The organism is Rhizobacter sp. P3_C12 (assembly GCF_056402735.1).
Genome location: NZ_JBFUGW010000037.1, coordinates 1 through 17,264 on the forward strand (window position 1 = coordinate 1; position 17,264 = coordinate 17,264).

Consider the following 17,264-nt stretch of genomic DNA (forward strand, 5'->3'; position numbering starts at 1 on the left):
GTGGGTGGGGCGTGTATGGCCGCGGCTATGAAGTCGCCGACATCATCTCGTCGGGCTCGGCCAACGCGCTGACCTTCGTCAACTACGCCTTCGCCAACATCTACCAGAAGAATGGCGGCTACGAGTGCGCCCAAGGCATCGACAAGCTCGAGCCGGGTGCCACGAACCCGAACGATCCGAGCGCCGGCACCGGCGGCGACGCCTGGGCCGACTACGGCCGCACGCCGCTGCGCCTGGTCGGTGCCGCGCCGACCTGGGATTCGAAGCTCGCCGGTTCCTTCAACGAACTGAAGGGGCTCAAGGCCAAGTACCCGAACATGAAGGTGCTGATCTCGCTCGGCGGCTGGACGTGGTCGAAGTGGTTCTCCGCTGCTTCGCAGACCGATGCGCTGCGCAAGCAGCTGGTCAGCTCGTGCCTGAACATCTACATCAAGGGCAACCTGCCGGCCTACAGCGGCAGGGGAGGCGACGGCGTGCTGGCCGGCGTGTTCGACGGCATCGACATCGACTGGGAATTCCCGGCCGTGATCGGCCAGCCGTACAACACCGTGAGCGCGGCCGACCGCCACAACTTCACGCTGCTGATGAAGGAGTTCCGCGCCCAGCTCGATGCGGTGAACGGCAAGCACTACCTGCTGACCGCTGCGCTTGGCTCGGGCAAGGACAAGATCGACGCGACCGAGCCCGGCCAGTACGGCCAGTACATGGACTGGGTCAACCTGATGAGCTACGACTTCCACGGTGGGTTCGAGCCGCAAGGCCCGACCGACTTCCAGTCGAACCTCTATCCGGATCCGTCGGGGCCGAACTACTACGACCCGCTGAAGCCGGGCGTGCGCAGCGTCGCGTCGTACTACAACATCGACGAGGCGGTGGGCATCCTGCTGCAATCGGGCATGCCGGCGAACAAGATCAACCTCGGCATTCCGTTCTACGGCCGCGGCTGGACGGGCGTGGCGAACGTCAACAACGGGCTGTACCAGAAGGCCACGGCGCCGGCGCGCGGCACCTACGAGGCGGGCATCGAGGACTACAAGGTCCTGAAGACCGCTCCGGGCACGGTGTTCGTGCACCCGATCACGAAGCAGAGCTACAAGTTCGACGGCACGAACTTCTGGAGCTACGACACGCCGGAGGTGATCCAGACGAAGATCAACTACCTGAAGTCCAAGGGGCTGGGTGGCATCTTCAGCTGGTCGCTGGACGGTGACCTGAACGGCGAGCTGATGAAGGCCACGGCCGCCGCGAAGTAAGCCGCGGAGCCGTCGCGCACCKGCCSGGGGGCGCGACGGCTCAGTGCGGGATCTGCTTGAAGTACACCGCACCGGTGCCGGTGCAGCTGCCGGYGGTCCGTGCGAATGCCGCGGTGTCCGCGCTGACTGCCGTGAACGCATTCAGCGGCGCACTCACCAGGTAGCGTTCCCGCGTCAGGGCGGTGAAACCTTCGACGCAGAACGAGCCCGTCGCGGAGGCCCCGTTCTCGTAGGTGACTGAAGCCACCGGTGCCCTGATCGAACAGGTACGACGCCAGGGTCGGCGCGTTGGGCTCCCCGGCCGCACCGCGACGGACTCGATGCTGCTGTCCGGTGACTGCCCGTGCCAGCCGCGGCAACTCGCAGTTTGCGTCCAGTTGACTCAATCGGCATTCAGCAACCAGCGTGCGGTAAGACGAAACCGCGAACGCGCTGCGGGTTTACTGAACTCCACGGCGCGGTTCCTGCGCTTCACGACGCCTCAAGATGTGCGCCGCAACCCCCGCACCGAGCGCTCCGGTTAGGGCTCCGAAAACGCTGAGTTCTGGCGAGAAGGGGCGGTCTGCACTACCGACAACAACCGGCAGGACGTACATGATTGCAGCACCAATAAGCGCACCGAGGACGGAAGCTGACTGTTGGGGCCTCGGCAGGCGCCAGGTGAACGCAAATAGTGCAGGCCCCAGGCAGAGACTGGTGGGGACCGCGATGAGGCCCGCAAACAGCCAGATTGCAGGACTTCCAAAGAGCACATCGACGGGATCGGACCAGAATCCACTTGGGCAGACCAGCTCGGCCACGAACCAGAGCGCAGGTGCCGCAAGTGTTGCTACCACGGCGCCGAGAAGAGACGCCTTGATCCGCGCCAGCAAAGGTGGCGGTAGTCGCAAATGGGGTTCTCCCCGCGCGGAGTCGTTCATGTGGCCGAAAGTTCGACGTAAGGGGCGTCCCGTCTGCGGGACATCACCTTGACAGAGGGGTTGGCAACTGTCTTCAAAGTCAAGTCTGTTCCGAAGGTTTGAGATGCCGAGTCGCGGCCCCAATGTTCATTGGGCCTTGCAACACGATGTGAGCATTTTTTCGAACCGCGTATCCGTGGGCTCAACGCGGTGCAATGCTGCATCTTTGCGCAAGTTTTCCAGCACAGGGGCTCCTCCCTGTTGTATTGCCTCACGGATGGTCCGCTCCGCCACGGTCACATCACCATTCAAAAACTGGGCGTAGCCCAAATTGGCGAGTACTGCAGCGCATTCTTCTTGCGCGCAAATGAGCGTGGCCTTTTGCAAGTCAGCCACCGCGCGTGCCAGCAGAAGTGCCGGACTCTCGGCATTTAGTAGCAGCCGCTTTGATTCCACCACCCGTGTATCTGAGGCGTTGCTTAACGCCCGCGCTACCAAGGTGCCAATTTCGGAGTCGTCGTCTTGGGCAAAACGCTCCGCCAGCAAATCGTTTATTTGCCGTTCTTCTTGCAGCTTGTCGGTCAAGCCGGARCCCAGCGCCATATTGCTCAGGCTTCGGGCCAGCACTTTGCGCACACCGGGCGCTGTGTCCTTGGAAAAGTTGGCATACGTCAATTGATACAGGATCTCAGCGTCGGCATACTCTTCTTCAATGGTCAGCTGTTGCGCTACGTTATAGAGCCTGGCGGCCACATACTCGCGCAGTATCGGGTTCGGGTCTTCACTGAAAGTTTCTGCAACCCGGTCGTAGTTCACCTGTACGCTGCGCGTGTCGGAAAGGGCTTTCAGGCTGACAGCGCGGTTAAAAAAAGCAAATGCAACCTGTTCGCGCATTTCGTTTGACAGGTCAACGTGGTAGATCCGTACCGCCCGGTCATACGCCTCAATGGCTTGCCTGTAGCGTTGCAATTTGTGCAGTGTGGCTCCCATGTTCACCGTGCCTTTCAGCACGACTTCCTGCACCTCACCATCACCCCGACCGTCTAGCGCATTGCTGAGTAGCGCGTAGCTGGCAACAGCTTCTTCCAGTTGTCCTTGGACGGCGAGTGCCGCGCCTTTGTTGAACAGCGATTGCATTGCTACCAAACGCAGCGGTGCGTGCGTGCTGGTTCCATAGCGGGTGTAGACCGTGTCGTACAGCGCCATGGCCTTCGCAGTTTTTCCCAGTGCTGCCAAGCTGATGGCCTTGCCATACCAGGCCCGCCCCAGTTGTACCAATACGGGCGCGGCCTTGTCAGCCGCGTACCGCTGAACGACCCCATCGTAGGTGTACAAGGCCTGCGCCGTTTCGCCCAATGTTTGCAGGCCGATGGCCTTGTTCACCTGCGCCTGTGCGACCCGTTGACGTACCCGTGGCGACGGCGCCCGCCCATAACGCGCTTTTATTTGGTCGCACAGGGCAATAGCGGCTCGCACATCGGTATGCGACAGCTGTACAGCGGCATTGACCAAGGCCACCGCTACGCTGGCTTGCAGGGTGGGTTCAGTCTCCGTGCCAAAGCGGGTGTCAATGCGCTTGTAGGCCGTGATAGCGGCCTGAGCGTCCCCGGCCGCTTGCCAATTGATGCCAGTGTTGAAGAACGCATCTGCCAGCTTTTCTTTGAGCACCAGCTCCTGGCGTTGGCCGTATTCGCGGTCAATCCGCGCATATACCGCGCGCTCCGCTTCCAGTTGCTGCTGCTGGCCCAGGTCGTAGCCTTTGTTGATCAGCGCTTTGAGCACTTGCACCAGTACATTGGGGGCAGGGTCTTGGCCAAACCGTTCGTACACCATGTCGTAGGTGGCGGCGGACTCTGCAAACTTGCCGCTTTGCGATAACGCCGCGGCCTTGTTCAGCATGCCCTGCGCCACTTGCGCGCGGATCAGCGGATCCGGGCTTTTGCCAAAGCGGGCATACACCAACTCCGATACGGGCGCACTGCCATACGACTGGGCCTCAGCACTGGTATATGCCAAGCCCGGCGTTTGACCGTGGGCAATACCTGCGGCCAGCAACCACCCTGCCAATACATTGAAGTAGCTCCTCAAGAGAAGCAGGCAGGACTTGACGCTCATCACTGTCATGGTAGGGGGCAACGACTTCGCCAACAGGGTTGATGATCACCGGGTCACCGGTGCCGGCTATGGAGATTACATGGCTAGATCTTGGCGCCCGCCTTGATCAGCGCAGCCCGCACCTCTTGTTGATCGCCGAAGGTGGCGAGGAGCAGCGCGTTCATGCTCCTTTGGCTGGGGTCGACCGCATTGGGGCTCGCGCCTGCCTTGAGCAGAGGGCCCACGGCGGCGCCGTTGTAGTGCTTGATGGCGTCGATCAAGGCTGCGTCGAGTTCTTTTCGGCTTGCGAAAGCGTTGGAGTCGAGCCTGAATTGGACCTGTCCTTCGCAATGGGCGCGCACTGCCTCACCCAAGGAGCCCACCCGGTCGCACGGGTCCATCAGATTCCCAGCTTGGGCGTTGGCAGCGCGCAGCGCCAGTTGCAAACCCATGTAGTTGCCGTTCGACGCATACGTCGTGTCATCCGAGAGCAGCAGGGTGGAGTGCCCATCGGCGTTCGCCGTCTGCACCACCAACCGTAAGCGCACATCCTGGTCGCCTGCCAGGTTCTGCGGCAGCGTGAGTTGAAAGATGCCATCGCTGCGCAGGGCCACGGGGTCTTTTGCCAGATTGACCGCCCAGGGCAGGGGCTTGCTTTGCGCCAAGGTGGTGGTGGTGCCGTCGCTGGCGGCTTGGCTCAGCACCAGACGAATGCTTTCCACCCGGCAGTTGTCAGCCGGCTTGCAGGCGCCAGCTGGCGCGAGCGCCAGCTGCTGAATGCGCATGCGCAACTCCCCGCGGTGCACTTGCGCCTGGCCTTGCAGGTGGGCGCGCAAGTGCCCATCGTCGAGTAACCAGTTGCTGAGCAGCACACCAAACTCCGGTGTGTGCACGCGCGTGCTCAGGCGCCAGGAGGCATCGGTTTCGTCCGCGCCCCGCGCGCGTTCCACCCCCGCCACTGACGCGTCATCGACCGGCACGCTGTCCTCTGACATGGTCATGACCGGCCAGTTCTCGGGCTGCGCATCGGAGGACCACATGGGCATGAGCCAACTCCACGCGACCCAGCCCACCACACCGAGCGACAGTGCGAACGCGCCGCGCCGGACCCAGCGAAGGCCACGTTGGACGCGTGCTGGCGATGCAAGCCCAGACGCGTAGCCCGGCTCCGGCAGGCCCGAAGGTGACGGGGCGTCTGTATCGGGTGGCAGCGCATCCGAGGCGTCGTCTCTGCTGTCCAGGCTGGTTGCGCGGGACGTTTCGGCTTGGGTCTCAATGTGAAAAGGCCATGCCTCGTCCTCCCCCTGGAGCACCAGGGAGACGTACCAAAAGTCGTCTTCTGAACCCGGCAGATCGGTGGGAAGGGTGAATTGGGCCGTGACGGCCTGCACCATGAGCTCGCCGTCCACCAGCGTGGGGACCGGGCTGGCCATAAATTTGCGCTCCCAGACGCACCCAAAGCCGCTCATGTCTTCGTCCGGCGAATCAATGCTCACCAGCAGTGTCCAGACCTGCGCCTTCAGAGGTCGGGTCAGGTTGAAGGTTGCCGTCGTGGACACGCCGTGGGGCACCGGGTCCTGCGAGAGTTGCAGCGTGACGCCAGTGCCGCGCAGGCGACTGAGCCAGAGCAACAAGGTGCCTACGGCAAGCCCTGCACCCGTGAGTGCCGCCACGCCTTTGAACCATTCCGCAATGCCAGACTCGGGTACCACCAGCCCCCAGACCAGCGCGTTCCAGGCGATGGCGATCACTGTCAACATCGGTGCGCCAGTGCCGGGCGAGGTTTTGCGGTGGGGGATCGATTTCTTCATGTGCAAGCATTGTCACCGTACCCGCAGGCGCGATGTACCGCAGACGTTGCGCATACATTCCTGCAGGCACAACAGCAGAGAATTCGTCATGCGTTACACAGTCATCTTGTCAACATTGCTTCTTTGCTCCGCCTGCAGCGATACATCATCGCCACCCGCGGACGTCATCCCGCCCACAGCACCCGCCACCGCATCGGCACTCGCATTACCGAACACAAAAGAGGCGACGCAAGCATTCCTTGAAATGATGGAGATGCAAGAGTACAAAGCCGCCGAACTCAAGCTCGGAACCTGCATCCCGGCTATTGATGCCAAGCACCCCGGTCAAATCGCTTGCACGGTGTCATTGAAAATTGGGGCTGGGAGTTCTGAAACCCAGGCATATTTTTACCGTCGGGGCAGTAAATGGGTAGCTCAACCGAGCAGCTCGCAAGATCAGTTGCCATTTCCAGATCCCAGGCTTTGAACTATACGGACGGTACGTTTGTAATTTCCAATCCCCTTATCGATGTCATCTCAGATGCCGTCTTGTGCACGCTCACGGCTTCGAATCATGAGCAGCAAGGAACCAACTATCCAGACTCCCAGCAAGTAGCCACGCACAAAGTCATCAACCCCATCTTCCGAAGCGGTTGCAATCGGCATGAAAACCAGTGCCGCACCTGCGACTGAGGCACATGCGAAGACCTTTGCGCCAAGCCATGTGCGTGGTTTGCTAGCCAGGAAAAAAGCGACAACCCATGGCCAACTGATCAAGGCGAATATGGGTACTCCCACCAAGCGTTCCATGCCGGAAAGATAACGAAACTTCATTCCGTGAGAGCATACCAATGCGCCCACAATGAGCAATGTGTTCAATAGCAGTGACAAGACTACGATGAGACGCGCGTTTCGCATTTGTGGCTTCTGACCCCGATCAATTTTCCTTCAACACCTGTCGGGGCGGAGGACAGTGTGTTGAGCGTCGAGGGCATGACGCTGGCGCAGTCGACATGGCAAACGTGCAGGGATGGGCGTGCATCAATGCCACCATTGCACTGGGTGGAAAATCAGTGCCGAAATCTTTCGATGGCGTCCACGATCGCCTGAACGACTGCGTCTTGTCTGGTGTTGTCGGCCACATACTTTTCGTCCTCCGCGTCCACGATCACACCCACCTCCAGCAATACTGCGGGGACCATGGTTTTTCGCAAGACCAGCAGGTCGTCAAATTTATATATGCCCAACTTGGCATCAAGCAGTTCGCGGTTTTCGCCTGCAATGGACTCGGCGTGGTGCAGCGTGGGATGGCGACCTAGTCCCAGCAGTGCTTGCCCCAGTAGCTTGGCAAACTGCTGACTCTGCGCAAATTTGGGATTGCGTTGGGACACAAAGATCGAGTAGCCGGCAATCGGCTGAACGGTTTGGTAGGCGGGTTTTCCGTTGACCTCGGTTCTGGCCAGGTATTTCAGTTGCGCCGAGTCGTGGTGCAACGCTAGAAATAAGTCCACCTGTCGGGCGTTTGCCAGATCCGCGCGTCCATCCAGGCTGATTTCCTCTGCAGGTGTGCGCGTGAGCGCAACCTGCACGCCCGTGGCTTCCAAGGCCTTGGCCAGTTTTGCGCTCAGTGTATCGTTGTAGGTGACTTCATAGACACCCTTGGCGCCCAAAGCACCGGGTTGCTTGGGGGTGTGGCCGGGGTCCAGCACGACGATGAATGGGTGGCCTGCGATGCGTGGTGCGTCAGTTGCATGGGAATCTGCCGCGCATGCAAAAAAAGCGCACAGACAGCAAAGTGCCTGTACGCTGCGCATTTTCAAATGACGCGGCAACATGGTTTTCCATCTACCCGTTAAAACTGCCTATTCCCAAGATTTTTTGGCGATGGCGACGTCGTTGCAAGTGCCGGTTTTGCACTCGCGGGCACGGTCACGAAGGTACTCGGCGCGCTCACGGTTGAGTTTGTAGTTGCAGCTGACGTCGATGGAGCCGGAGCGCTCGCAAGACGCATCCCGGTATTTAATCCAATCGCGTTGTGTTTCGGTCAGTTGTTGTTTGACGCTGTCTTTGAGCGGTTTGCGCAGCTCTGTATACACGGCGTTCAGTTCTTTGTCGGACTCTAGAAACAACTTGGCGACGCAATATGTTCTGTCGTAGCTGGTCTTGAACTTGCTGCAGCTGTCCGTGTCATCCGCATGGGCAAGTTGCGCCGAAAAAAACAAGCCTGTAGCCAATGAAGTCAAAGTAAAAAATTTCATGAATTCTCCGGATGTAGGATTGGGGATTATGGACGATTCGCGCTCGGTGGAAGCCACACAGTGAAGAAGTACCTAAGCCTACGCCATTGCCGCCAGCGCCTGTGTGTTGCTGCTCAGCTACTGCGCGAGCCACCTGCTGCACAGTCGGAAACACGGCTTGCCCTTCGGCGTGGGCACCGCCGCGTTGTACAGCCATGATGTTGACGCACAAGGTCAACTGGTATGGTCGGCTGCAGAGCCAACCCGCCGCTCAGCCGGTGGCGCAGCCGGCCGCGCGGTGGGCGCTGTGGGCGCTGTTGTTCGCGTGGGCGAAGGTGTCTCAGAAAATTTCGAGATTAAATGGAATGCACAAGAAGTCGCAGAGCAGACCTGCAAGACTTACAATCGACGCCAGATTGCCGATTTGGCGATCGAATTGAAAAACCCAACATTCCACAAGGGCGCAACCTGTGCAGGCTGTTTCTAGATTTATTGCAATTGCACTGATTTTGCTGGTTTCGGGCTGTGTCCCCCATGAAATCTCTCCGAGCTTGGAAGGACGTGTTGTCAACCGAGACTCGCTGATGCCGATTAAACAGGCGACCGTCAAATACATTTCATTTCCTGGCAATAAAATTAGTCACGCCACGACTGATGAAAATGGTGTCTTTGCTCTCAGTGGGCACACCCTTTGGTCGCCTCCCTACGTTTGTTGTTCAATGAGGAAGAGATCGCTGATCCAAGTTACAGCTCCTGGCTACTTGGACTGGGAAGTCACTCTTTATCCAGACGAGCCCATTGCGCAACCGCTTACGGTTGGGTTGATTCCAAAGTAGTCAGTTCTCATCATCGCCCTTCCTCACCCGCCTGGAATCGGTTTGCAGGGGTTGGTCATTTTTAAACGAGCTGAGTGAGGCTCAAGATTGGTGGTAAATATTCCAAAGACGAACTTGGGTGAATTTCCAGCGGTCAGGTTATTCTTCTTGGGTGCGAAACCAATCGTTCTTCCCACAGATTACGCTCTTCGCCAGATTCCAATCCGTCTCAACATGCCCCCAACTGCGGTGCCTTCGGCAAGGTGGCGGCGTTCCAGAGCGGTCAGTTAGTTTGAAACTCTATTGCTGAGAGAATCGGCTGGCACGCGCTTCCCTTTTTGAACTCCATTTCGCAGCTGTGAACTCTATTCGATCGAACCAGAGCCCCTGGCATGCCGCCGTCATCGACCTCGACGGCACGATGGTCGACACGCTCGATGACTTCGTGGTCGCGCTGAACGCGATGCTCGCCGAGCTGGCGCTGCCGCCGGTGGGCCGCGGCTTCGTCGAGCACACGGTCGGCAAGGGCTCCGAGCACCTGATCCGCCGCACGCTGGCCGAGGTGGGCGGCGTCGACGATCGCTACGGCGAAGCCTGGGCCAGCTACCAGCGGCACTACACGCGCATCAACGGCGACCATGCCCGGCTGTACCCCGGCGTGCAGGAGGGCCTGCAGCGCCTGCGCGTGGCCGGCATCCCGCTCGCGTGCCTGACGAACAAGCCCACGGCCTTCGCGCAGGCGCTGCTCGACAGGAAGCAGCTGTCAGGCTTCTTCAGGCATGTCTTCGGTGGCGATGCGTTCGCGCAGAAGAAGCCACACCCGCTGCCGCTGCTCGAAACCTGCAAGGCGCTCGGCGTGGCGCCGTCACGCGTGCTGATGCTCGGCGATTCGGCCAACGACGCACAGGCGGCGCGCGCCGCCGGTTGCCCGGTGATCCTCGTGAGCTACGGCTACAACCACGGCCAGCCGGTGCGCGAGGTCGATGCCGACGGGTTCATCGACCGGCTCGACCACCTGGTGATCAGCGCGTAGGGCTCAGTTGTTGCCGGCGCCCGCGCCGTTGCCCGTGGCCTGCTTGCCCAGCAGCGCGTCCTTCAGCGACGAATCGGCCGGCGAGTGGCCGAGCCAGATCTTCAGCAACGACGAATAGAACTCGGGTTCCTTGATCGGCTCGTTGGCCGGCTTGCCGTTGACGACGATCACCGTGCCCTGGCCCGGGATCCAGTCGACGAAGAACGAGTCGCCGGCGACCAGCTTCTTCTTCGCCGAGAACACCTCGCTCAGCTTCAGCGTGCCGGCGATCGACTTCATGAAGTCGTCGCGCGTGGTGTTCTGCTCCATGCCGCGCGTGAACAGCTTGCCGAGCTCGTTCGCGTCGATGTCGCGCATCATCGTGATGTGCATGCGGCGCGGGCCCGGCGTCGCGAGCACCGCCTCGGGCGTGTTGGCCTTCGCCGTCAGGTACAGGCCGGCGGTGTAGACCTTGAAGATCGCCTTGTAGCGGATGCCGGCGCCGTTGAGCACCAGCCGGGTGTTGCCCACCTGCACGGTGGGCTCGTAGCGCACGCCTGCCAGTTCGATGGCCTGGGGTTGGGCCTGTGTCTGGGCTTGCGTTGCAAGCGGTGCCGCGAGGGCAGCGGCCGTCACGGCCAGCAGGAAAGTTTGACGAATCACGGCAGTCTCCATCTCGTTGTCATGAGGCCCGACGACCCCAGTATGGGTCGCCCAGGGCAACGCAGGAGTGTCTGACAGTGACAAGAGTGGGTCCATTCATGATTTCACGGACGACCCATCGCCTCCCGGGATGGAATGCCAAGCCTGCTACACTTTTTCGATGTTCATTGCACGCAAGCAAACCAAGGGGTCGAACGACCGGGGAGCCTGGCCCTGGCGGGCCTGATCCACGTTTGCTTGCCGCGGGCCCGGGGCTCTTGCAGTCCCCGCCCTCCGGCTCCATCGGCCGCCGCGCTCACCGCACACCGTGCGCCGCGTGCCACCCGAAGAATGCAGTCACCAGGCCGGCCCTCCGGGCGCCGCGCCGGGCCGTGGAGGGCCCTCGAACGTGATCACCGAACTTGAATTCAAGAGCCTCGCCTCGCAAGGCTTCAACCGCATCCCGCTGATCGCCGAAGCGTTCGCCGATCTCGAGACGCCGCTCTCGCTCTACCTGAAGCTCGCCTACGGCACCGGCAGCGGCAAGCACAGCTTCCTGCTCGAATCGGTGGTCGGCGGCGAACGCTTCGGCCGCTATTCGTTCATCGGCCTGCCGGCGCGCACGCAGCTGCGCGCCACCGGCTTCCGCACCGAGGTCGTCACCGACGGCCAGGTCGTCGAGACGCACGAAGGCAATCCGCTCGACTTCATCGCCAGCTACCAGAAGCGCTTCAAGGTCGCGCTGCGGCCCGGGCTGCCGCGCTTCTGCGGCGGGCTGGCCGGCTACTTCGGCTACGACGCGGTGCGCTTCATCGAGCACAAGCTCGCGAAGACCGAGCTGCCCGGCGGCCTCGACACGCCCGACATCCTGCTGCTGCAATGCGAGGAGCTGGCCGTCATCGACAACCTGTCGGGCCGGCTCTACCTGATCGTCTATGCCGACCCGGGCCAGCCGGAGGCCTTCTTCAAGGCGAAGCGGCGGCTGGCCGAGCTCGGCGACAAGCTGAAGTACAGCGTCACCGCGCCGCCGGTGCGCCGCGGCACCTCGCACGCGGTGGAGCGCGAGTTCGCAAAGGAGGACTACCTCGCCGCGGTGCTGAAGGCCAAGGAGTACATCGCGGCCGGCGACATGATGCAGGTGCAGGTCGGYCAGCGGCTGAAGAAGCGCTACACCGAATCGCCGCTCAGCCTGTACCGCGCGCTGCGCTCGCTGAACCCGTCGCCGTACATGTATTTCTACGACATGGGCGATTTCCAGATCGTCGGCGCCTCGCCCGAGATCCTGGTGCGCCAGGAGACCACGCCCGAGGGCGAGAAGGTCACGATCCGCCCGCTCGCCGGCACCCGCCCGCGCGGCGCGACGCCGGCGCAGGACAAGGCGCTCGAGGCCGAGCTGAGCACCGATCCGAAGGAGCGCGCCGAGCACGTGATGCTGATCGACCTGGCGCGCAACGACATCGGCCGCATCGCGAAGACCGGCACCGTGAAGGTGACCGAGGCCTTCACGGTCGAGCGCTACTCGCACGTGATGCACATCGTCAGCAATGTCGAGGGCCTGCTGAAGGACGGCATGACCAGCCTCGACGTGCTGCGCGCGACCTTCCCGGCCGGCACGCTGACCGGCGCGCCCAAGGTGCGCGCGATGGAGATCATCGACGAGCTCGAGCCGGTCAAGCGCGGCATCTACGGCGGCGCCTGCGGCTACCTGAGCTTTGCCGGCGACATGGACGTGGCGATCGCGATCCGCACCGGCATCGTCAAGGACAACACGCTGTACGTGCAGGCCGCGGCCGGCGTGGTGGCCGACTCGGTGCCCGAGCTCGAATGGAAGGAAACCGAGGCCAAGGCGCGCGCGCTGATCCGCGCGGCCGAGCTGGTCGAGGAAGGCTTCTGACCGGTTGGTCGATCAGCCGGTCGGGCCCTGGTGGAACACCAGGTCCTCGACGGGCAGCCCGCCCACCAGGTGCTGCTCGATGATGCGGTCCATGTTGGCCGGCGTCACGTTGTAGTACCAGGTGCCGTCGGGCTGCACGCACATCACCGGGCCGCCCTTGCAGGCGGCGAAGCAGCTGACGCGGCTGCGCTTCACGCGCAGTTCGCCCTCGTGCAGGCCGGCGGCCTTGAACTTGTCGCCCAGGCTGTCGAACAGGGCCTGAGATTCGCCCTGCTGCGTGCAGCGCGGGCCGGTGCAGATCAGCAGGTGGCGGCGGTAGTCGCCGATCTTGGGCCTGGTCACTTCGTCGGTCATGGCGGGTTCCTGTAGCCCGGATGCCAATCCGGGTTCGTGGCGGAGAAATACATCCCGGATTGGCATCCGGGCTACGGTCAGAAGGTGGCGCGCATCGAGACGCGCAGCGTGCGCGGCTCCATCGGGTGCACGAGCCGCCCGTCGATGCCGGCGCCGCCGTTGCACGCCGGGCCGTCGGCCTTGGAGCACGCCGCACCCCAGTACTCGATGTCGTTGGCTTCGCGGTCGAACAGGTTCAGCACGTCGAGCGTGAACTGCAGCGAGGCGTTGGCGCGCCAGCCGGCTTTCAGGTTCGCGGTCCACAGCGATGACGAACGCTGCATGCCGGTCTCCTCCAGCGCATAGCTGCCGATGTAGCGCCAGCGCAATCCACCGAACCACGCGCCGTGGTCGTCGGCGGCCAGCGCGAACGAGGCCGAGCGCGGGATCGCGTTCGGCACGTGGGTGCCGCTGCCCGGCTCCGCCTCCTGCTCGAAACGTGCGCGCGACCAGGCCACATCGGCATCCAGCAGCAGCCAGCGGTTGATCTGCCAGTCGTTCGACCACTCGACGCCCGCCCGCTTCGATGCCCCCTTGGGCTCGGTCACGCCGGCATCGCCGATGAACACCAGCTCGGAGGCGAGCTTCACCTGCCACAGCGACAGGCTGGTGTTCCAGCCCGGCAGCGGCACCGCGCGCAGGCCGACCTCGCTGCCGGTGGCGCGCACCAGCGCCGGCACCGGGTCGACGGCCGCGGTCACGCCGCGCACGTCGTTGCTGTGGAAGCCTCGCCCCCAATTGGCATACAGCTCGGTGCGCAGGGTCTCGCCGAACGGGCCGAAGGCCAGCCCCAGCTTCGGGCTGTACTGATGGGCGCGGGCGCTGCCACCGTTCAGGACGTTGTCCGCGCCGCCGGTCGGCATCACGTTCGCGCGCACGGTGTCGACGCGCAGCCCCAGGTCGCTGCGCAACCACGGCTGCCATTGCGTGCGGGCTTCGGTGTAGAGGCCCAGCAGCGTCTCGCGCACGCGGTCCTCGCGCACGGTGTCGGTCCGTTCGCGGTTCACCGTGTCGTAGAGCCCCAGCGTGCCGATGCGGTCGTGGCGCAGCTGCGCGCCCAGCGTCAGCTCGGTCTCGTGGCCGGCCGGTGCGATCGCCCAGTGGCGCGCCACCTGGCCGCCCCACACGGTGCGCTCGTCAGCCTGCTCATGCTGGTCGCCCTGCGGCCCGTTGATGTAGCCGGAAGGGTTCGAGAACAGGTTCAGGCCGTAGTCGATCACGTAGGCGCTGATCTGCGTGCGCGTGCTGCCGTCGCTGCCGGCCCAGTCGCCGGACAGGCTGTGGCGGTGCGTGCGCCCGCCGTCGCCCGACATCAGTTCGCCGAAGCGGTCGATCTCGCCGGAGGTGATCGCGCGCTCGGGCACGTGCTCGGTGGCCGTCCACTCGGCGTGGTACGCCATCGCGGTCAGCGCATAGCCATCGCGCGCCGTGCCCTCGGACAGGCGCAGCACGCCGTTGTATTTGCGCAGCCGCTCGGGCTGCTGCCACGGGCCGTCGTTGGTCGCGGCCTCGAAGGCGGCCAGCAGCGTCGGGCCGCTGTCCTTGTCCTCGCCGCGCTGCCGGCTGCCGGCGACGAGCACGCGGCGGAAGTCGTGCGGGCCGACGCTCAGGTCGACCATCGGTGCCGGCAGCGTGCGCTGGTATTCGATGCGCGCCGAGCCGGTGGTCGCGAAGTCGCCGTCTTCCGCGGCGTAGACGCCCTTGCGGTAGCGCATCGCGCCGATCAGCTCGGGGATCAGGAAGTTGAGGTCCATGTAGCCCTGGCCGTGCGCATGGCTCGCCATGTTGACCGGCATGCCGTTCACGTAGCTCGCGAAGTCGCTGCCATGGTCGAGGTTGAAGCCGCGCAGGAAGTACTGGTTGGCCTTGCCGTCGCCGCTGTGCTGCGTGACGGTCATGCCGGGCACCGCCTCCAGCACCTCGGCCGGGCGCAGCAGCGGCCGGTTCGCGAGCTGCTGGGCGCTGACCTTGCCCTCGGTGGCGGAATCGGCAACGCCGATCAGGTCCTGGCCGCGGCCGATGATGGTCACCGGGGCCAGGGCGGCCGGGCTGTCTTCGGCCGCAGCCGGGGCAGGGGTGAAGAAGTTCATCGCCAGGGCCGTGGCGGCCAGGGCGGGGGGCAGCTTGCGCTGTTGCATCGTTGAAAGCTCGTCGCTGCGTTGCATCCGCAATCCCGCAGATGCAATTCGTTGTGGACGCCGCGGGCATCGGGGCGTGTCTGCCGCGCGGGGGCCATCGGCTCGCCCCCGCGCGGGTCTCAGCCCTCCCCCTCGTCGTTGTTCGTGCCGCTGGTGGTGACTTCGACCGGCTCGGCCAGCGTGGCCGCCAGGTAGTCGGCCGGCAGCCCGTGCAGCCGGGCCAGGTCGGCGAGGGTGTGGCCCTCGGCGAGCTGCGCCTGCAGCGTCTCGAGCCAGCCGAGCAGGCCGGTGCTCAGCGAGCGGCCGGCGCGTTCGCCGTCGCGCGTCTCGCCGCCCTGCTCGATGTCGTACTTGTTCGCGTAGCCGCGCGGCGTGACCATCAGCCCGTCGCGCACGAAGGTGTGGCTGTTGCCGATCAGCACCGTGCTGAGCATGCCGATCTCGCTGTCGGCCATCGTGGCTAGCGTCGTGAACTCGATGCGCTCGCGGCGCCGGTAGGCGCTCTTGACGACGGCCACCGGCGTGTCGGCCCGGCGATGCCGCAGGAACAAGCGCTGCGCCTCGACGATCTGCCGCGTGCGACGGCCGCTCTTCGGGTTGTAGAGCGCGACGACGAAGTCGGCCTGCGCAGCCGCATCGAGCCGGCGCGCGATCACCGGCCACGGCGTCAGCAGGTCGCTCAGCGAGATCGAGCAGAAGTCGTGCGTCAGCGGGGCGCCGACGCGGGCCGCGCAGGCGTTGATCGCCGATGCGCCCGGCACCACCTCGACCTGCACTTCGTCGGCCGGCGTCCAGCCGGCCTGGAACAGCACCTCGTAGGTCGGCCCGGCCATGCCGTAGACGCCGGCATCGCCCGACGAGATCAGCGCGACCTTCTTGCCGGCGCGCGCCGCGTCGAGCGCGCTGACGGCGCGGTCCAGCTCCTCGGTCATGCCCTTGCGCACCACCTCCTTGCCCTCGAGCAGGTCGGCGACCAGCTTGATGTAGGTGACGTAGCCGACGACCACATCGGCCTCGGCAATCGCCTCGCGGGCGCGCTGCGTCATGTGCTCGACGGCGCCGGGGCCGATCCCGACCAGCGTGATCTTGCCGCTCATGCCAGGCTCCCGGTCGGCAACGCTGCGTTGCTGGGCGTTCGATCGAGCAAGGGCGCGAGCCAGCGCTGGAACACCGGCGCTGCCGCCACGCCCATCGAGAGCCAGAACAGCGAGGCCGACACATGCGTCGCGAGCACGAAATCGCGGCCGAGCACCTGCAGGCGCTGGTGGGCCTCGCCGCTGAACGCGCCGAGCGGGTCACCGATCAGCTGCGGCGCGCCGATCACGAACGGCAGCGCGAGCCACGCCGCGGCAGCGGCCCAGCGCCAGGGCTTGCGGCCGAACGCGACCAGCGCGCAGGCCGACTGCGCGCTGCCGGCTGCCAGCAGCCACCACAGCTGCCGCAGGCGCAGGTCGGCGGCCTCCATGCCCGGCACCTCGGCGGGCAGGCCGAGCGAGGGCCACAGGTGCAGGCTCAGCCAGCCGGTCGCGGCGACGGCGGCGGCAAGCCGCCAGGCGCCGGTCGACGGCCCGCGCTTCCAGGCCCAGGCCCCCATCGCCGCGAACACCAGCAGCGCGAGCGCGAACGCGTTCAGCAGGTTGGCGACCCAGGTCCAGACGCTGCGCTCGAGGCCGTCGGCGGGTGTCCAGTCCACGTCGTGGTGGTGCGCGTGCGCGGCCTCCTCGGCGGAATGCGCGTGGGCGGCCGGCACGGGCGCCTTCTGCACCTCGAACTCCTCGGCTGCGAGGATGATCGGCACCGCCTGCCAGCGTTGCACGACCCACTGCAGGCTGCCCACCGCCAAGGCGACGAGCAGCGCGCACCACACCAGGCGTGTGAACAGCATCATCGGCTCCCGCTCAGTGGCACGGGCGGCCGGTGGCGTGGCGCACGTCGTGCGCCGCGTTGTGCGCGAGCGGGCTCTCGGCGAACGCGACGCCGTACAGCATCACGACACCGAGCAGCGCGCCGGCGGCGAGCTGGCGCAGCACGCCGCGCGAGGCGGTGGCGGGCAGGGCGATCGAGGGTTGCAGGGTTTGCGGGTTCATGGGGTTTCCT

Annotated in this window: 17 protein-coding genes; 5 read left to right on the top strand and 12 right to left on the bottom strand. The window is 64.2% G+C overall.

The window, feature by feature from the left end; translation table 11 throughout:
• Positions 1 to 1,253: glycoside hydrolase family 18 protein (locus AC1DXV_RS08730; RefSeq protein ID WP_477933230.1), on the top strand; the 1,253-nt coding region annotated here is incomplete at its 5' end.
• A gap of 40 nt (positions 1,254 to 1,293) precedes the next feature.
• Here the strand turns inward: AC1DXV_RS08730 and AC1DXV_RS08735 are convergent.
• From AC1DXV_RS08735 to AC1DXV_RS08745, 3 genes are all read right to left on the bottom strand, one after another.
• A complete protein-coding gene (locus tag AC1DXV_RS08735; protein WP_477933232.1) occupies positions 1,294 to 1,500 on the bottom strand; it encodes a hypothetical protein in 207 nt (68 codons plus the stop codon).
• A 799-nt stretch (positions 1,501 to 2,299) separates the two neighbouring features.
• Positions 2,300 to 4,267, bottom strand: a complete 1,968-nt coding sequence (locus tag AC1DXV_RS08740) for a tetratricopeptide repeat protein (protein WP_477864077.1) — start codon at positions 4,265 to 4,267, stop codon at positions 2,300 to 2,302.
• An 83-nt stretch (positions 4,268 to 4,350) separates the two neighbouring features.
• Positions 4,351 to 6,057 (bottom strand): ankyrin repeat domain-containing protein, encoded by a 1,707-nt coding sequence (locus AC1DXV_RS08745; RefSeq protein WP_477864078.1) that lies wholly within the window; start codon positions 6,055 to 6,057, stop codon positions 4,351 to 4,353.
• 88 nt (positions 6,058 to 6,145) lie between these two features.
• On the opposite strand from AC1DXV_RS08745, the gene AC1DXV_RS08750 reads away from it, so the two are divergent.
• Positions 6,146 to 6,523, top strand: coding sequence for a hypothetical protein (locus AC1DXV_RS08750; protein ID WP_477864079.1), 378 nt, complete (start codon positions 6,146 to 6,148; stop codon positions 6,521 to 6,523).
• A gap of 50 nt (positions 6,524 to 6,573) precedes the next feature.
• Here the strand turns inward: AC1DXV_RS08750 and AC1DXV_RS08755 are convergent, their stop codons facing one another.
• From AC1DXV_RS08755 to AC1DXV_RS08765, 3 genes are all read right to left on the bottom strand, one after another.
• Positions 6,574 to 6,954, bottom strand: a complete 381-nt coding sequence (locus tag AC1DXV_RS08755) for a hypothetical protein (RefSeq protein ID WP_477864080.1) — start codon at positions 6,952 to 6,954, stop codon at positions 6,574 to 6,576.
• Positions 6,955 to 7,106: 152 nt separating this feature from the next.
• Positions 7,107 to 7,871: an N-acetylmuramoyl-L-alanine amidase family protein gene (locus AC1DXV_RS08760; RefSeq protein WP_477864081.1), complete on the bottom strand. Its 765-nt coding sequence runs from the start codon at positions 7,869 to 7,871 to the stop codon at positions 7,107 to 7,109.
• A 27-nt stretch (positions 7,872 to 7,898) separates the two neighbouring features.
• A complete protein-coding gene (locus tag AC1DXV_RS08765; protein ID WP_477864082.1) occupies positions 7,899 to 8,294 on the bottom strand; it encodes a lysozyme inhibitor LprI family protein in 396 nt (131 codons plus the stop codon).
• 106 nt (positions 8,295 to 8,400) lie between these two features.
• Here AC1DXV_RS08765 and AC1DXV_RS08770 point away from each other — a divergent pair, with 106 nt between their 5' ends.
• Together AC1DXV_RS08770 and gph are read left to right on the top strand one after the other, a co-directional pair.
• Complete coding sequence (locus tag AC1DXV_RS08770) at positions 8,401 to 8,760, top strand: hypothetical protein (RefSeq protein ID WP_477864083.1); 360 nt, start codon at positions 8,401 to 8,403, stop codon at positions 8,758 to 8,760.
• 686 nt (positions 8,761 to 9,446) lie between these two features.
• Positions 9,447 to 10,121, top strand: a complete 675-nt coding sequence (gph, locus tag AC1DXV_RS08775; protein WP_477864084.1) for a phosphoglycolate phosphatase — start codon at positions 9,447 to 9,449, stop codon at positions 10,119 to 10,121.
• Positions 10,122 to 10,124: 3 nt separating this feature from the next.
• Here gph and AC1DXV_RS08780 read toward each other — a convergent pair whose 3' ends face one another.
• Entirely contained in the window at positions 10,125 to 10,760 is a 636-nt protein-coding gene (locus AC1DXV_RS08780; RefSeq protein ID WP_477864097.1) for a chalcone isomerase family protein, read from the bottom strand.
• Between the two features lie 391 nt (positions 10,761 to 11,151).
• Between AC1DXV_RS08780 and trpE the strand changes: the two genes are divergently transcribed.
• Positions 11,152 to 12,636 (top strand): anthranilate synthase component I, encoded by a 1,485-nt coding sequence (gene trpE, locus AC1DXV_RS08785; RefSeq protein WP_047510435.1) that lies wholly within the window; start codon positions 11,152 to 11,154, stop codon positions 12,634 to 12,636.
• A 12-nt stretch (positions 12,637 to 12,648) separates the two neighbouring features.
• On the opposite strand, the gene AC1DXV_RS08790 is transcribed toward trpE, so the two are convergent.
• The 5 genes from AC1DXV_RS08790 to AC1DXV_RS08810 form a co-directional block, all read right to left on the bottom strand.
• Complete coding sequence (locus tag AC1DXV_RS08790) at positions 12,649 to 12,990, bottom strand: (2Fe-2S) ferredoxin domain-containing protein (RefSeq protein WP_477864085.1); 342 nt, start codon at positions 12,988 to 12,990, stop codon at positions 12,649 to 12,651.
• Between the two features lie 77 nt (positions 12,991 to 13,067).
• Positions 13,068 to 15,167 carry a TonB-dependent receptor gene (locus tag AC1DXV_RS08795; protein ID WP_477933234.1) on the bottom strand — a complete coding sequence of 700 codons (2,100 nt, stop codon included), beginning with the start codon at positions 15,165 to 15,167 and terminating at the stop codon, positions 13,068 to 13,070.
• 119 nt (positions 15,168 to 15,286) lie between these two features.
• On the bottom strand, positions 15,287 to 16,264 hold the full coding sequence (gene cobJ / locus AC1DXV_RS08800) for a precorrin-3B C(17)-methyltransferase (protein WP_477864087.1): 978 nt from the start codon (positions 16,262 to 16,264) through the stop codon (positions 15,287 to 15,289).
• On the bottom strand, positions 16,261 to 17,052 hold the full coding sequence (locus tag AC1DXV_RS08805) for a CbtA family protein (protein WP_477864088.1): 792 nt from the start codon (positions 17,050 to 17,052) through the stop codon (positions 16,261 to 16,263). The genes cobJ and AC1DXV_RS08805 overlap by 4 nt, the downstream gene beginning before the upstream one ends.
• A gap of 13 nt (positions 17,053 to 17,065) precedes the next feature.
• Entirely contained in the window at positions 17,066 to 17,254 is a 189-nt protein-coding gene (locus AC1DXV_RS08810) for a CbtB domain-containing protein (protein WP_073467495.1), read from the bottom strand.
• Between the last annotated feature and the right edge of the window lie 10 nt (positions 17,255 to 17,264).

Bases quoted from the DNA above. Each gene is read 5' to 3' on its own strand.
- AC1DXV_RS08745 (WP_477864078.1), bottom strand. From the start codon at position 6,057: ATGAAGAAATCGATCCCCCACCGCAAAACCTCGCCCGGCACTGGCGCA.
- AC1DXV_RS08750 (WP_477864079.1), top strand. From the start codon at position 6,146: ATGCGTTACACAGTCATCTTGTCAACATTGCTTCTTTGCTCCGCCTGC.
- AC1DXV_RS08755 (WP_477864080.1), bottom strand. From the start codon at position 6,954: ATGCGAAACGCGCGTCTCATCGTAGTCTTGTCACTGCTATTGAACACA.
- AC1DXV_RS08760 (WP_477864081.1), bottom strand. From the start codon at position 7,871: ATGTTGCCGCGTCATTTGAAAATGCGCAGCGTACAGGCACTTTGCTGT.
- AC1DXV_RS08765 (WP_477864082.1), bottom strand. From the start codon at position 8,294: ATGAAATTTTTTACTTTGACTTCATTGGCTACAGGCTTGTTTTTTTCG.
- AC1DXV_RS08790 (WP_477864085.1), bottom strand. From the start codon at position 12,990: ATGACCGACGAAGTGACCAGGCCCAAGATCGGCGACTACCGCCGCCAC.
- AC1DXV_RS08795 (WP_477933234.1), bottom strand. From the start codon at position 15,167: ATGCAACAGCGCAAGCTGCCCCCCGCCCTGGCCGCCACGGCCCTGGCG.
- cobJ (WP_477864087.1), bottom strand. From the start codon at position 16,264: ATGAGCGGCAAGATCACGCTGGTCGGGATCGGCCCCGGCGCCGTCGAG.
- AC1DXV_RS08805 (WP_477864088.1), bottom strand. From the start codon at position 17,052: ATGCTGTTCACACGCCTGGTGTGGTGCGCGCTGCTCGTCGCCTTGGCG.
- AC1DXV_RS08810 (WP_073467495.1), bottom strand. From the start codon at position 17,254: ATGAACCCGCAAACCCTGCAACCCTCGATCGCCCTGCCCGCCACCGCC.